11 protein-coding genes are annotated in these 14,354 nt (G+C 44.4%); 8 read left to right on the top strand and 3 right to left on the bottom strand.

Going from position 1 to position 14,354, the window contains the following annotated elements:
- Positions 1–18: 18 nt before the first annotated feature.
- Positions 19–906: a LysR family transcriptional regulator gene (locus AC6R05_RS13970; RefSeq protein ID WP_500647732.1), complete on the bottom strand. Its 888-nt coding sequence runs from the start codon at positions 904–906 to the stop codon at positions 19–21.
- Between the two features lie 195 nt (positions 907–1,101).
- Between AC6R05_RS13970 and glaH the strand changes: the two genes are divergently transcribed.
- Positions 1,102–2,061: a glutarate dioxygenase GlaH gene (gene glaH / locus AC6R05_RS13965; RefSeq protein ID WP_500647731.1), complete on the top strand. Its 960-nt coding sequence runs from the start codon at positions 1,102–1,104 to the stop codon at positions 2,059–2,061.
- A 117-nt stretch (positions 2,062–2,178) separates the two neighbouring features.
- On the top strand, positions 2,179–3,453 hold the full coding sequence (lhgD, locus tag AC6R05_RS13960; protein WP_500647730.1) for an L-2-hydroxyglutarate dehydrogenase: 1,275 nt from the start codon (positions 2,179–2,181) through the stop codon (positions 3,451–3,453).
- 97 nt (positions 3,454–3,550) lie between these two features.
- Here the strand turns inward: lhgD and AC6R05_RS13955 are convergent, their stop codons facing one another.
- A complete protein-coding gene (locus AC6R05_RS13955; protein WP_032548901.1) occupies positions 3,551–4,495 on the bottom strand; it encodes a LysR family transcriptional regulator in 945 nt (314 codons plus the stop codon).
- Positions 4,496–4,649: 154 nt separating this feature from the next.
- Here AC6R05_RS13955 and AC6R05_RS13950 point away from each other — a divergent pair, with 154 nt between their 5' ends.
- The 5 genes from AC6R05_RS13950 to AC6R05_RS13930 all read left to right on the top strand — a co-directional run bounded on the left by AC6R05_RS13950 (position 4,650) and on the right by AC6R05_RS13930 (position 9,913).
- Entirely contained in the window at positions 4,650–6,095 is a 1,446-nt protein-coding gene (locus AC6R05_RS13950) for an NAD-dependent succinate-semialdehyde dehydrogenase (protein WP_500647729.1), read from the top strand.
- Positions 6,096–6,441: 346 nt separating this feature from the next.
- Complete coding sequence (locus tag AC6R05_RS13945; RefSeq protein WP_032548903.1) at positions 6,442–7,476, top strand: TRAP transporter substrate-binding protein; 1,035 nt, start codon at positions 6,442–6,444, stop codon at positions 7,474–7,476.
- Positions 7,477–7,588: 112 nt separating this feature from the next.
- Positions 7,589–8,167 (top strand): TRAP transporter small permease subunit, encoded by a 579-nt coding sequence (locus AC6R05_RS13940; RefSeq protein WP_500647728.1) that lies wholly within the window; start codon positions 7,589–7,591, stop codon positions 8,165–8,167.
- Positions 8,164–9,486: a TRAP transporter large permease gene (locus AC6R05_RS13935; RefSeq protein WP_152468789.1), complete on the top strand. Its 1,323-nt coding sequence runs from the start codon at positions 8,164–8,166 to the stop codon at positions 9,484–9,486. The genes AC6R05_RS13940 and AC6R05_RS13935 overlap by 4 nt, the downstream gene beginning before the upstream one ends.
- Position 9,487: 1 nt before the next feature.
- Entirely contained in the window at positions 9,488–9,913 is a 426-nt protein-coding gene (locus AC6R05_RS13930; protein ID WP_500647727.1) for a universal stress protein, read from the top strand.
- 88 nt (positions 9,914–10,001) lie between these two features.
- On the opposite strand, the gene AC6R05_RS13925 is transcribed toward AC6R05_RS13930, so the two are convergent.
- Positions 10,002–11,561: an EAL domain-containing protein gene (locus tag AC6R05_RS13925; RefSeq protein ID WP_500647726.1), complete on the bottom strand. Its 1,560-nt coding sequence runs from the start codon at positions 11,559–11,561 to the stop codon at positions 10,002–10,004.
- A 571-nt stretch (positions 11,562–12,132) separates the two neighbouring features.
- Between AC6R05_RS13925 and AC6R05_RS13920 the strand changes: the two genes are divergently transcribed.
- Complete coding sequence (locus tag AC6R05_RS13920) at positions 12,133–14,325, top strand: immunoglobulin-like domain-containing protein (RefSeq protein ID WP_500647725.1); 2,193 nt, start codon at positions 12,133–12,135, stop codon at positions 14,323–14,325.
- Positions 14,326–14,354: the final 29 nt, after the last annotated feature.

Genomic DNA, 14,354 nt, shown 5'->3' with positions numbered 1-14,354 from the left:
ATTTATCGTCATCAAACTTTAGTCGTGTTGTTGGTTGCGCAATGTGCCTTGTAAGAAGCTGACGAATGCCTTTGCGGCCGTTGAGAGGTAGTGGCTCGATTTCCAACCAATCCCTAGCTGTAATGGGATAGGGGGATCAAACGGAATGGCTTTCAGTTGCGGATCGTTAGCAACCAAAATTGGTAAGCAAGTACCAATGCCTATCTGCCGGTGGACCATAGATTTAAGCAGTTCTGGTAGGTTGGTCTCAAAGTGAATGTTGGGCTGGACTTTGTTTTGTTGGCAGTAGGAGTTGATCGTTTCACGCAAAAAATAGCCATTTTTAAACATTACCAAGGGCTGCTGGCAAAACTCTTCTAAAGTGATGTGACTTCTCGCTGCGAACTCATGATTAGTGGGAACACAGGCCGCAATTTGATCTTGAGCCAACAGTGTATGGCGAATCTGCTCGTGTTCGCGGTCGCCTCTAATCAGCGCTAGGTCGAGTTCGCCATTAACAAGCATTTGCGCCAATGTCGCTGTACCAGCTTCGTGGACATTAATCTGAATTCCGGGATATGACTTTTTGAATTGCTCCAACGCGTCTGGAAGGTAGTAAGAAGCAAGCATTGCCGGCGCACCGAAATTAATCACTCCACTGGTTAATCCTTTCAACTCTTGTAGCTCTTTTTCAGCTTGTTCAACGTCTTCCAAGATGATTTTGGTGTGACGAAGCAGCACTTGCCCTTCGGCGGTCAGGCTCATTTGTCGCTCGGTTCGATTAATCAGTTTGAGCTCCAATTGTTGTTCGAGCTTCTTGATACTGGTACTGAGAGCAGACTGTGCAATCCCAAGTTGATCGGCGGCTTTGGTAAAGTTTCCAGTCTTTGCCAACTGGCTGAAATAGTAGAGACGTTTCAAATCCATTTTCATTGCCATCTATTTTGTATATGAAAACTATATCTACCATATATTGTTAATATGATCTCGCTGTCGTTATAGTTTTGTTAACTCAAGGCGTGGCTGATATCTAATGCTCAACATTGGTCAGTCATTCAACTGTTTAACAACAAGATATTATGAAAAAGCCGCTCAGCGGCACAGTCAAAAGGAAGTGAAACAATGAATATCGCGACGGTTTTTAGTGAAAACGTACAAGAAAAAAGTGGATTTATTATCTCGCAGCACCCAGAAAACTCACGTCTACAAGTCGTGACATTAGCGAAAGGAACGCTGGATAAGTTTTCTGAGCTTACGCAAGATTACAATCTTCAATCATTAGAATATAAAGCTTTTCTTCGTTTCGCTGTGGCCGATGCTCTTGATAAGGCGTGTGACTACCAACTGGGTAAATTTCTCGTGGCAACCATGGAAGACAGGGAAACAGGCGCTTTTTTGTTAGAACCTGATGCGGAAGCGAAAGCGGCATTTGACGACAGTGATGAGCAACGTGACTTCTTTGTTATTTTGTCGACCGCAATATCTCATTTGATTGGGATTCCTAACTTCGATGCGATGTATGGTAAGTATTACGCGCGCTTCACCGTTAAAAATGATGACAATAGTGATAGTTATCTACGTCAGGCACATCGACGTATGGAACTTCACAATGATGGGACTTACGTTCAAGAGCGTACCGATTTCGTATTGATGATGAAGATGGATGAAAAGAATATGCAGATGGGCGACTCGTTATTGTTGCACGTTGATGATTGGCAAGATTTAGAGCGTTTCTATCATCATCCAATGGCTAAGCAAGATATTGTGTGGGGTGCACCGCCAAGTAAGAATGTCGGTTACACAGTAGATCACCCTGTGTTCTTTGAAGAGGATAAAAATGGCAAGCCTCATATGTTGTTCATCGACCAGTTTGCACAGCCGAAAAACATGCAGCAAGGCCTTTACCTTCACCAAATGAGTGAATCTCTAGAAAGCGATACTAACTGTTTTAATGTCCGTGTGAACGTCGGCAGTATGTTGGTGGTACAAAATCATTGCTGGCTGCATGGCCGCGATAAGTTTGTGGCAGACCCAGGCCTTAAGCGTGAGCTACTGCGTCAGCGTGGGCACTTTACTCGCTAGTTTTCGAACAGTGATGATCAATAAGCGACTTGAACGACAGTAATGCGTTAAGTCGCTTAACTATAATAAAAATAGAGAAAGTAAATAAAAAACGAAAAGAGTGAAGGAGCACCAGTCGTGGAAAAAGTGTATGACTACGTCGTAGTCGGCGGTGGCATAGTCGGGGTATCGACGGCTTGGCAATTACAAAGTCGCTTCCCAGATAAATCGATTTTGTTGATGGAAAAAGAATCCGGCTTTTCGCATCATCAAACGGGCCATAACAGCGGCGTTATTCATGCTGGCGTTTATTACGCGCCGGGTAGCTTGAAAGCGGAATTTTGCAAAGCGGGTGTGGAAGCGACGACGACGTTTTGTGCAAAACACGACATCCCTGTTGAAAACTGTGGCAAATTGCTGGTCGCAACGTCTCAACAAGAAGTTGAGCGCATGCACGCGTTATATTTGCGTTGCCACGAAAATGGTTTGGATGTTGAGCTAATTGATGAACAGGAATTAAAGCGTCGTGAGCCAAACATTGTGGGCTTAGGCGCCATTGCGGTATCTACGACGAGCATTGTTAATTATCGCCTTGTGACCGAGAAAATGGCTGAAGAGTTTGTCTCTGCTGGTGGCACAGTGTCATTAAACTCCGAAGTGACGGGATTGAATGAATCGCCAGAGCGCATTGTCGTAACGGCTAATATCAATCAACAAGCGACATCTTATGCTGGCAACTTTTTGGTGGTTTGCTCAGGTCTAATGGCGGATCGTTTAACACGTATGATGGGCATTGAGACTGATTTCCAAATTGTTCCTTATCGCGGTGAATACTATCGATTACCAGAAAAATACAATGATATTGTGAATCATCTAATCTACCCAATTCCCGATCCAGACCTACCGTTTTTGGGCGTGCATTTGACTCGAATGATTGATGGTTCAGTCACTGTTGGGCCAAACGCTGTCCAAGGATGGAAAAGAGAAGGGTACGGGAAGATCAATTTTAGCGTTCGCGACGTGATGGATATGGTGCGTTTCCCGGGTTTTTGGAAGGTTACCGTGAAGCACCTAAAGACGGGCTTAATTGAAACCAAGAACTCGTGGTGGAAGCCTGGTTACTTAAAGCTAGTAAACAAATATTGCCCTCAAATCAAAGTGGAAGATCTGGAACCATATCCTGCCGGTATTCGAGCTCAAGCGGTACTTAAAGACGGTACATTGGTGCATGACTTTTTATTTGCTGAAAGCGAGCGAAGCCTTCATGTCTGTAATGCGCCATCTCCTGCAGCAACATCTGCAATACCGATCGGCGGTTATATTTGTGACAAGATCATTGAAAAGCAGCAAATAGAGATAAGTTCAGATTCACTAGAACAACAAGATAATAAAACAGCGTCAGAAGTGGCTTAAGTCGAACATAGAGTTTAACTCGTTATGTTCGTATCAATAAAAATGCCTGGGCAGCAACGCTCAGGCATTTTCATTTTCTGCTATTTTTCATTCTCCGTCATATAGCTAGCTCAGTAGCTTGCTTGCGATAATAGTCGCGCATTGTTTTGGTAAAAAGTGAGCGTACTTTATTAAGCCCGGATGTTTTCTTGGTGATCGCCATGATTTCCAAATTGTAATAACGGCGGTCAGGGGCGATAGCAACAAGCTCACCAGACTCGACATAAGGCTGTGCATATTGTTCAGGCAAATAGCCAATAAAACGAGAAGACAACAGTAGCGCCATACGAGACTCATAGTTATAGGCGGTCGCTTTTAGGTTCATATTGGCTAAGTGCCCATTAATACGTTCTTGGGTTTTGATTCCAGCATAAACCACAGGAAAGCCGTCGATCACTTCATCAGTCAGCTCATGATCATCGAGTTGCGCCAACGGGTTGTTATTGCTGGCATACAGATAACAAATATCCGTGTAGATATGTTCATACTCTAATCCATCAAGCGCTCTGTGGTAGGGGATAAAGCCAATGTCTGCTTCTTCCTGCATTACCATTCTTTCGATCTCTGTCATTCTTGCGACTTCAGCCGTCAGATAAACCTCTTGCGCTAGTTTTGAAAACTTACGAATGACGGTAGGAATGCTAGCGCGTTTGTCTAGGCTTATCGTGTCACTAAATAGCACCGTCAAACTTCCCGATAACTGAATATCTAAATGATTGATTGTGTTTCGAAAGTCCTCTAGCTCTCCGAGTAATTTAACCGTTGCTTCATAGACAACAACACCTTCTTCCGTTAGTGCGAACCCTGCGCGGCCACGTCTACACAGAATGAGGTTGAGTCGAGATTCTAAGTTAGAGATATGAATACTGATCGTTGAACGGCTGATGTTGAGTTCTGTTTCGGCGGCAGAAAAGCCACCGCAATCGGCGACGACCTTAAATATCTTTAACTGCTTTATTTCGTAGTCACCAATTTGACCGACAGGCGAAGGATTCTTTGTCATTGTTTTAGGCTCATAAAACTTCATGTTTAAAGGGGAACATTTATCCCGATTAAGCGTTTGTTATTATTTTTGTTATGTAAGTGGCTGATTATGCGTCAAACAAATTCAAGAATCTTTGAAGTTGTAGGAATTTATAAAATTAGGGACTGAAGTGATGAAACAATTAGATTTAGTAGTATCCCAATGCCTCATTAATGGTGAATGGGTAGAGTCGATTGATGGCAAACAATTTGAGGTTGTGAACCCAGCGACAGGTGAAGTGATAACGCACGTGCCGGATATGGGGCAGCAAGAAGCGACAACAGCCGTATTAGCTGCTCATGATGCATTTTTAGAATGGAAACAAACAACCGCAAAACATCGAGCGGGATTGTTGAGAAAATGGTTTGACCTCATTGTCGAGAACGCAGATTCACTGGCTAAATTACTCACATCAGAACAAGGCAAGCCTTATAAAGAAGCATACGGCGAAGTGATGTATGGAGCCTCATTTCTTGAGTGGTTTGGCGAGGAAGCTAAGCGAGTCTATGGCGATATTATTCCATCTGCGAACCCTAACACACGCTACATGACGATTAAGCAGCCTATTGGTGTGGTGACGGCAGTGACACCTTGGAACTTTCCAATCGCGATGATCGCTCGCAAAGTTGGGCCAGCGTTGGCTGCAGGGTGCACTGTGGTGGTTAAGCCGGGAGAAGATACCCCGTTGTGTACGCTGGCGATGGCGAAACTTGCCGAGCAGGCCGGCATTCCTAAAGGCGTGCTAAACATTGTAACTACGTCCACACCTGCAAGTGTTGGTGAGGTGCTTTGTCAGCATCCTTTGGTTCGAAAAATCTCATTCACCGGTTCAACGCCTGTTGGCAAACATATACTTCGCCAAGCTGCAGATACGGTCAAAAAAGTCTCCCTTGAGCTAGGTGGCAACGCACCATTTATTGTGTTTGAAGATGCGGACATTGAGAAAGCAGTGCAGGGTGCGTTGATTTCGAAATATCGAAACGCTGGCCAAACCTGCGTATGTACTAACCGTTTGTATATTCATGATTCGGTCTATGAGCAATTTGTTGAGCTTTATACTCAAGCCGTACGTGGTTTAGTGATTGGTGATGGCCTCTCTGATGGTACTGATATTGGCCCTCTGATTAATCAAAAAGCGGTTGATAAGGTGCATGGTTTAGTCGAGCAAGCGATTGAACAGGGGGCAACTCTTGTATTAGGAGGAAGCGTATCTAAGGTGGGTGGTCAGTTCTATCAACCTACTATTCTGACCAACGTCACTGAAAAGATGGACATCGCACACCAAGAGTTATTTGGCCCAGTCTCGACCATTTTCCGTTTTCGTGATGAAGAGGAAGTTATCCAGCGAGCGAACGACACACCTTATGGCTTAGCCGCTTATTTCTACACACAGAATCAAAGTCGAGTGTGGCGCGTTAGTGAAGCACTTGAGTACGGAATTGTAGGGACAAATGAGGGGATCATATCGACAGAAGTTGCCCCATTTGGCGGTGTTAAGGAATCTGGGAGTGGGCGTGAAGGCTCAAAGTATGGCATTGATGACTACTTGGAGATCAAATATCTATGTCAGGGCATCTAGTCGTCAGTTTATGACCTCTCAGCGTTTTGTTTGAAACATGCCTTTCATCTTATTGCAGTAACGAGAAACTTATTTCGATACCTCGCATGAAGCAGCACTCGATGTGCTGCTTTTTTTCGTTCTGCATCCCGGAAATTGTTGAATGACGAGTCCCCGTTTTTTGCATAGTCACTTATTAAAACTGCAAAGGTTTGAGATTTATAAAACTTTAGGTGGATAAATATGAATTTAATGAATGTAAACAAATTGTAATTATTGTTCACAAGGTGACAACGAGGAACTGAAGCGTCACCCAGCACTGTTTTGGAATAACTAGAACAGCGAGATCATATCAAGGAGATTATTCATGTTTAAAACCTTAGGCAAACTACGCAAAAGAAGTGTAACTAAACTCGTTGCTGGATATGCATTGGCTATTTCTAGCACATTTTTTACTGCGTCTCAGGCCTTTGCGGCAGAGCATAACTGGCGATTTGTGAACCTATACTCTCGCGGTACCGCTTATGGTGAAGTGTATAAGAGCTTTGCTGAAAACATTGAAACCATGTCTAACGGCCGTATTGCCGTTCAAGTGATGTATGCCGGTGAAGGCGTTGGTCAGACTGGCGTTTTGGGTTCGGTTAAATCGGGTTTAATGACAATGGGCGCACCTTTCCAACCGATGCATGCGGGAGAGTTCCCTGCAGGCGTGGTTGAAGTGGGTTTGCCAGGTATGACTGATGATGTCGGTGAGCTGAGTGCGCTATTCCACGAGAAAGGTTGGGGTGAAGTACTTGAAGAAGCTTACGACAAACAGAATTTGGTATGGCTGGAACCGTACATTCAGCTGCCGGTTTATGTACTGACCAAAGAGCCAATTAACTCTGTTGAAGATTTTAAAGGCCTCAAGATTCGTGCGCCAGGCGCCTACGGAAAATTCTTGCGTAATCTAGGTGCTTCACCAGCTTCACTGTCTTGGAGTGAAATTTACACCAGTTTGGCTACGGGCGTTATCGATGGCTCAATAGGCAGTAACTTGATTGACCATAGAGACGGAAACCACGTCGAAGTGGCGAAGTACATGTACCGCTTGCCAATCGCTGGTGCGCAGGCCCTCCCTATTGTTGTGAACAAAAGCGCGTGGAACAAGCTACCTGAAGATCTTCAAGCCATTGTTCGTGCAGCAAGCTCAGTTCACGCTCGTGAGCAGATGACAAAATCCCGCTTATGGGAGTCTCAAGCGATTGCTGATATGGAGTCAAAAGGCATGAAGTGGAGCCCAGAACCGAGTGTTGAAGATATCGCTAAATGGAATGGTGCTGCTGGCTCTTTATGGAGCGAATATGCTGACGCTGACAAATACAGCCAACGCCTAATCAAAATTGTACAAAACAACGAATAAAAATTTGGCTTATCACTGATTTCAAATCATAGGGTAGATGTCGAATTATCAGTGAATTTGTCAATCTAGGGGGCTTGCCCCCTTTTCCTATTTGCTGCTAGGGATGAAGGTTATGTTTACTAAGGTGTTAACTGCTTATTGTTTGGGCATAAATCGGGTTGTGTATTGGTTTGGCGTGTCAGCATCGGTGTTGATGCCAATCCTTGCAGCCACCGTCGCCTTTGAGGTGTTTTCTCGATACGTGTTAGGTGAGCCCACTATATGGGCATACGACGTATCACTGTTTTTATTTGGCTACATTGCCGCCCTAGGTGGCGCATTAGCGCAACAGAACAAAGCGCATATCAATGTTGATGTTCTGTACCTGTCAGTCTCTACAAGAGTTCGTTCACTGTTCAATCTGTTTTCCTACTCGTTGGCGATTTTCTTCCTTTGTGTCGTGATGATGATGGCATTTGGCAAGTTTGAAGAGGCGGTGGAGTTTAACTACCGACGCCAGTCTGAATGGGCACCTTCAATGGCACATTTTTGGGTGATGATGATGTGCGCGAGCGCGGTGTTCATTGCCCAGTTTACCAGCGACATGGTGCAGGACATCTATTTCGTTATCACAGGCAACGACCTGATTGAACGAGAAGTAGAAAGTATCGAACAGCCACAAGAATTAATTGAACAGGCGGGGGATGCATGAGTATTGAGGTATTAACGCTGCTTCTTATCGGCTGTATTTTGTTTAGCTTTGCATTAGGTGCACCAGTTGGTCTAGCACTTGGTGGCATCGCTATGGGAATGGGTTATCTAACCTGGGGAGAGGGCATATTTAATTTAGTGCCAACCACCATAGAGAGTAACTTCTTTAGCTTTATTTTGTTGGCTATCCCGCTCTATATTTATATGGGACAACTTCTTACACGCTCCGGTATCGGGGATGCGATGTTTAACGCGAGTCAGATGGTGATCGGGCGTATCCGTGGCTCATTGGCGATCAGCGTCATTGGTGTCTGTTCCATGATTGGTGCCATGGTGGGCATCATTGGGGCAGGGATCATGACATCGGGAAGCATCGCGCTCAAACCGATGTTAGAACGTGGTTATGATAAACGTCTCGCCCTAGGTGTGATTATGGCAGGCGGCGGATTGGGAATCCTAATACCACCGAGTATCCCGATGATCATGTACGCGGCCACAACCCAGAACTCCGTGGGGCGCATGTTCTTAGCGGCGATCATCCCAGCTTTGATTTCCATAACCTTGCTAATCGCTTATGTCGTTATCAGCTGTAAGTTCAATCCGAAGAAAGCACCTTTAGGTACGGGCGCGGAAAGCTCAATGACGGGCAAAGAGAAGATAAGAACTGCTCGTGACGGAATGTTCTCGCTGTTACTTATTGTGGCTGTGTTGGGCAGTATTATTACAGGTATCGCGACTCCGACTGAGTCTGGGGCTATTGGTGTTGTTGGTGCGATTCTTCTGGCTATTGTTTTTAAGCGCTTTCGCTTTGAAATGTTCAAATCTTCTGGCTTTGAAACAGCGATGTTGGTCAGCGTATCGATGTGGATCATTTTAGGCGCTTCTCTGTTTAGCAACTTCCATATGCTGAGTGGTGTGCAAAACATGGTCGCCCAAATCACGCAAGATCTCGGTTTGCCCCCATTAGGCGTGATTATCCTTCTGCAAGTCATCATGTTGTTGCTCGGTTTTATCATCGACGAACTGATCATCGTATTGATGTGCGCACCGCTGTTCACGCCAATAGTGGTATCGCTCGGTTATGATCCTATTTGGTTTGGAATTTTGATGATTCTAAACATCGAGATAGCAGTGCAGACACCCCCTTATGGCTTTGCGTTGTTTTATCTAAAAGGTATTGCTCCGCCGGGTGTCAGTATGATGGATATCTATCGCTCCATTTTGCCGTTCATTTTGCTGAAATTATGCGTCTTAATAGCCTGTATGTTGTTTCCTGAAATGGTGATGTGGCTACCTAACAAGGTTATGGGGGCAAATTGATATGAGTCTGAACAGAATTTTAATGCCTGTTGATCTTGCCTATCCAGAAGTGGTCAAAAGGGAAGTCGAAATGGCACTCAAGCTGATCTCGGAAAACGGTGTGATTGATATGCTTTATGTGGATGATGCGCGAGTGCACCACAGCATGGTACCGACGGTAAGTGGGTCGACATTCTCGGATAAACACCTAAGCGTTTTTGACAGTGTACAAACAATGTTGGAAGAGTTGGTGCCAAGACCACACCGCGGTAAAAGCATCATACGTAATGGGATTGTATTTGACGAAGTGGTTATTCAAGCGAAACAGTCGAAAGCCGACGCGATTGTGATGGCATCTGCCAAACCAAAATTTCGCTCTTATCTACTGGGCTCTAATGCAGCGAAGGTTGTTCGCCACGCCCATTGCTCGGTGTTTGTTGTACGCTGATTGGCTGTAACGGGTCCATACAATAACGCCTGCTACCTTTGACTTATTCAAGACAAGATAGCAGGCGTTTTATGTTTAAGGGGCATATCTAAGAAGGAAGCAACTTAAATCCTTCATATCGAATCAGATCTTGCTGCTTCAATATTTCCAAAGCCAGTTTCTTTGGCATGGGTTTGTAGTAATAGAAGCCCTGGATGTATTTTACGCCCAACCCTGAGAGCGTTTGGACTTGCGATTCGTTCTCTACACCCTCAACAATCACTTCCATTCCAAGTGAGTCGGCCAGCTGAAGCATAGATTCAAGAATAGGAACTCCTAAGCTCGACGAATCCGAGATGTTTTTTACAAACACACGGTCAATTTTAAGGACGCTGAAGGGGAATTGGCGTACAAAGTCTAACCCCGCGTAACCAGTGCCGAAGTCGTCGATTGCGATTTCTACGCCAGCTTCAGCCAGTTTGTTTAAGTTGGTTCTAATTGTCACCATGTCCTTCTCAAGACACTCACCATCCTCAGTGACTTCAAAGATAAGTTTGTTCAACAACTCTGGGTTTTTACGGAATAGTCTAAGAACACTGTCGGCGAACTCTGGGTTTGAGACGACATTGCGGCTGATGTTGACGCTAATGTATCTGTTCTCAAATAGAGAGCTGTTTGTTTTTAATGTGCTTAACACTTCTTCAAGCACAAAGTAGGTGAGATCTTCGATTAACCCTAGGCTTTCTGCGAGCGGGATGAAAATCGCAGGCGAGACACTGCCTTCGACTGGGTCATTCCATCGTAAGAGTGACTCGCAACCAACAACCTGTGAAGTGCGCTGATCAACAATAGGCTGAAGGTGAACATGTAAGTGTTTGTTTTTAAGTGCATTAGACAGTGAATACTCAAGGCCTCTCCGTTCTTGGTTTCTGTGCTTAATGTTCTGCGCAACGATGGTCGCGACACCAGCACAAAGAAAACCAAACCAAGAGTACTTAAGAAGGAAGTTGAGGTAATAGCCATAACCAGCATAAGAGATGACGGCTAGTGGATAAGTGTCAGACTCTATTTTTAAAGCTTTAATGTATGAAATTGGCTCGAGCGCAGAGATGTCTCGATGAATGACTTCAACCTTTGAATTCAGCCCGTATTGGGACAGATGATCTTCGACAATGTCAGAAATGTAATGCGGTGGGATTAATAGGCTGACACCTTCTTGGCTTACGTGATCTTTGAAGATCAGCATAATGGCTTTCGACTGAGAAATAGCAGAGTTGGTATAAGAAAGTGTTGTTAGATTCGGGTCATTGTTTATGCGGTTGCTGATGGTTTGATATAAAGGAAACCAAACGTCGCCTTCGGTTGTGGAGCAATAAAAGTAGTCTCGATCATTATATATCGCCGCTTCTTTTACCCAGTCCGTGTGAAATACAGCTTGCCTAAGCTCTCGCACAAATGCTTTACACGGAAGGCTAGCATTTTGCGTGGTTATAAAAGAATCGAACTGCGCCTTTATCTCATCTAATTTGGCTTCTGCGAGTACTACCGACTTCTCGCTCACATTCTTGTAGTGAAAGGGTGTGATGGGAAGAAGCAGAGCCATAGAACAACAAAAAGAAGCAATAAAATGGAGTGAGGTCTTGGCAATGCTCTGGTACTTGATGGTCATAGTATATGGGACACTTACTCGGCGAGTTGAATATGTATTTTAATTTATAAAATCAATATCAATTGAAACAGGATGAGTTATCAATAATGTGAATGAAACCATAACTTTGTGAATTCCTATTCATTAATTTCGGCGGGCACTTTACATATTTTAAATTAGCAATTCCTTAATTGGTTTAATATTGTACAATGTGTAGAAGTTAATATGCATACTGTTGTTTATCTGGTGGTGAGGGGCTTTTGTATCGCATAACGGTGGTGTAGCTAGTGAGTGGAGGGGCTGACGAATTTCCTCGAAGCGTGTTTTATTAGGCTTTATTAATATATTTAATCTAAATAATCCCATGTCAAACAATTCCTTCTGGTTATTTAAATAAGTAAAAAAGACGGGTAAATAATTCAGATTAGTCAAAAGTAAGATTATATTTTTTCTTTATCTGTGAGTTAAAATCACAACTTATATAAATGATACTCTTTTTATAAAAAATACATTATTAGTCTGTTTTTATTCATGCATAAAATCATTGTTAGGCGCTGTGATAGGCACAGTTATTCAACGAGGATTGATGTTTATGATGAAACGAACGGCACTACAACTCGCAATTTCAGTGGGTATCGTCGCACTACCGGGAATGGCAAATGCGAGCAGTACTCCAATGACCAACCCTAATGGCGGTGTGGTAGTAGGATATTGGCACAACTGGTGCGATGGAGCAGGTTATAAGGGAGGCAAGGCGCCTTGCGTCACTTTAGATGCAGTAAACCCGATGTACAACATTGTGAACGTCTCTTTTATGAAGGTTTATGATGTTGCAGAAGGTCGCATTCCTACTTTTAAGCTCGATCCAACTATTGGCCTTTCAGAGCAGCAGTTCATTAACCAAATATCAGAGCTTAATCAGCAAGGGCGTTCAGTACTTATCGCACTTGGTGGTGCTGATGCTCATATTGAACTTAAGACGGGAGATGAGACGGCGTTTGCTGAAGAGATCATTCGTCTTACCGAGAAATATGGTTTTGATGGTTTAGATATCGATTTAGAGCAAGCGGCTGTAACGGCTGCGGATAACCAAACTGTCATTCCAGCAGCATTAAGACTGGTAAAAGATCATTACCGAGAGCAGGGCAAAAACTTTCTCATTACCATGGCACCTGAATTTCCATACCTGACTGCTGGTGGTAAATACGTCCCATACATCGATAACCTTGAAGGTTACTATGACTGGATTAACCCTCAATTCTACAACCAAGGTGGTGACGGTATCTGGGTAGAGGGTGTCGGTTGGATTGCTCAAAATAACGATGAATTGAAAGAAGAGTTTATCTACTACATCTCCGATTCATTGAGTAACGGCACGCGAGGCTTTCATAAAATTCCTCACAACAAGTTAGTGTTTGGTATCCCTTCTAACATTGATGCTGCGGCTACTGGTTACGTACAAGAACCACAAGATCTGTATTCTGCATTTGAACAGTTATCAGAGCAGGGCCAGCCGCTGCGTGGCGTTATGACTTGGTCTGTGAACTGGGACATGGGCACCAACGCGCAAGGGCAAGAGTACAACGAAACCTTTATTAATGACTATGGTCCATTTATCCATAGCCAAGTAACCCCACCTCCGGGTAACGACGGTGAGCCAATCCTTAAAGGCGTTGAGAATACTCGAGTGCTACATAGAAGTGCGTTTGATGAGTTAGAGGGTGTCTCTGCACATGACAAAGAAGATGGTGATTTAACGTCTTCAATCGTAGTCGAAGGCTACGTGGATACTGCTTCAATTGGTACTTACGTGCTTACTTATAAAGTATCCGATAGCGATGATAATCAAACGACCCAAGTACGTACTGTAGAGGTCTATAGCCAGAAGCCAGTATTGAGTGGAGTAGAGAATACGACGGTAATGCTAGACGGCGATTTTGATGCATTGGAGGGCGTTACAGCCAACGACGCGGAAGACGGTGACTTAACAGCATCAATACAAGTTACAGGGCAAGTGGATGTAAATACTATCGGTAAGTATTCCTTAGTTTATAAAGTGTCTGACAGTGCGGCTCAAACCGTTGAAGCGACACGGACTGTGACAGTGACTGATGGATCAACCTGCGCAAACCCTTGGGATGCAGATAGTGTTTATGTTGAAGGCGACAAAGTCTCTCACGATGGACACACATGGAAAGCGGGCTGGTGGACTCGAGGTGAAGAACCGGGCACAACGGGCGAGTGGGGTGTGTGGAGTAAAGATTCAGACGCTTCGTGTGGTGGTGAAACGCCTGATCCCGATGTCGACCCTACGCTGGGTGTAACGGGCTTAGCATCTTCATACGCATTGGATAATGGTCAAGTTGCGCTGAACCTACAGTTAGTTAGCAACCAAGCGTTAATGGTTGATGTGAGTGTTCGTAATGCTTCGAATCAAGTGGTTGAGCAGTCTCAGTCTCAAGTTAATGGCCAATCCGCTTTAACCATTGAATTACAAGGGGTTGAGGCAGGCACGTATCAGCTACTACTTGAAGGTGTTGCTGAAGATGGCGAAACGGTTTCATCACAAAACAGCTTTGTTGTGACTGATGAGACGACAACACCACCGCCGGGAGAGTATCCTGACTATGTAGCAGGCACTGCGTATCAAGCGGGTGACCGAGTGATAGGCGCTGACAACGGTGTCTACGAATGTAAGCCTTGGCCGTACACCGCGTGGTGTGCGAGCGCGTCTTACGCTCCGGGAGATAGCCTGTATTGGGATGATGCTTGGATTAAACTATGATTCTAAGAGTAACCTAGGTTCTCGTTAGC

Source organism: Vibrio sp. R11-SG3-ISO9 (genome assembly GCF_059834255.1).
Note: the sequence above shows the minus strand (reverse complement) of the source record. Positions and strands in the feature narration are given on the sequence as shown.

Coding starts and splice junctions, on each gene's coding strand:
- AC6R05_RS13970 (WP_500647732.1), bottom strand. CDS start 906: ATGGATTTGAAACGTCTCTACTATTTCAGCCAGTTGGCAAAGACTGGA.
- glaH (WP_500647731.1), top strand. CDS start 1,102: ATGAATATCGCGACGGTTTTTAGTGAAAACGTACAAGAAAAAAGTGGA.
- AC6R05_RS13955 (WP_032548901.1), bottom strand. CDS start 4,495: ATGACAAAGAATCCTTCGCCTGTCGGTCAAATTGGTGACTACGAAATA.
- AC6R05_RS13950 (WP_500647729.1), top strand. CDS start 4,650: ATGAAACAATTAGATTTAGTAGTATCCCAATGCCTCATTAATGGTGAA.
- AC6R05_RS13945 (WP_032548903.1), top strand. CDS start 6,442: ATGTTTAAAACCTTAGGCAAACTACGCAAAAGAAGTGTAACTAAACTC.
- AC6R05_RS13940 (WP_500647728.1), top strand. CDS start 7,589: ATGTTTACTAAGGTGTTAACTGCTTATTGTTTGGGCATAAATCGGGTT.
- AC6R05_RS13935 (WP_152468789.1), top strand. CDS start 8,164: ATGAGTATTGAGGTATTAACGCTGCTTCTTATCGGCTGTATTTTGTTT.
- AC6R05_RS13930 (WP_500647727.1), top strand. CDS start 9,488: ATGAGTCTGAACAGAATTTTAATGCCTGTTGATCTTGCCTATCCAGAA.
- AC6R05_RS13925 (WP_500647726.1), bottom strand. CDS start 11,561: ATGACCATCAAGTACCAGAGCATTGCCAAGACCTCACTCCATTTTATT.
- AC6R05_RS13920 (WP_500647725.1), top strand. CDS start 12,133: ATGATGAAACGAACGGCACTACAACTCGCAATTTCAGTGGGTATCGTC.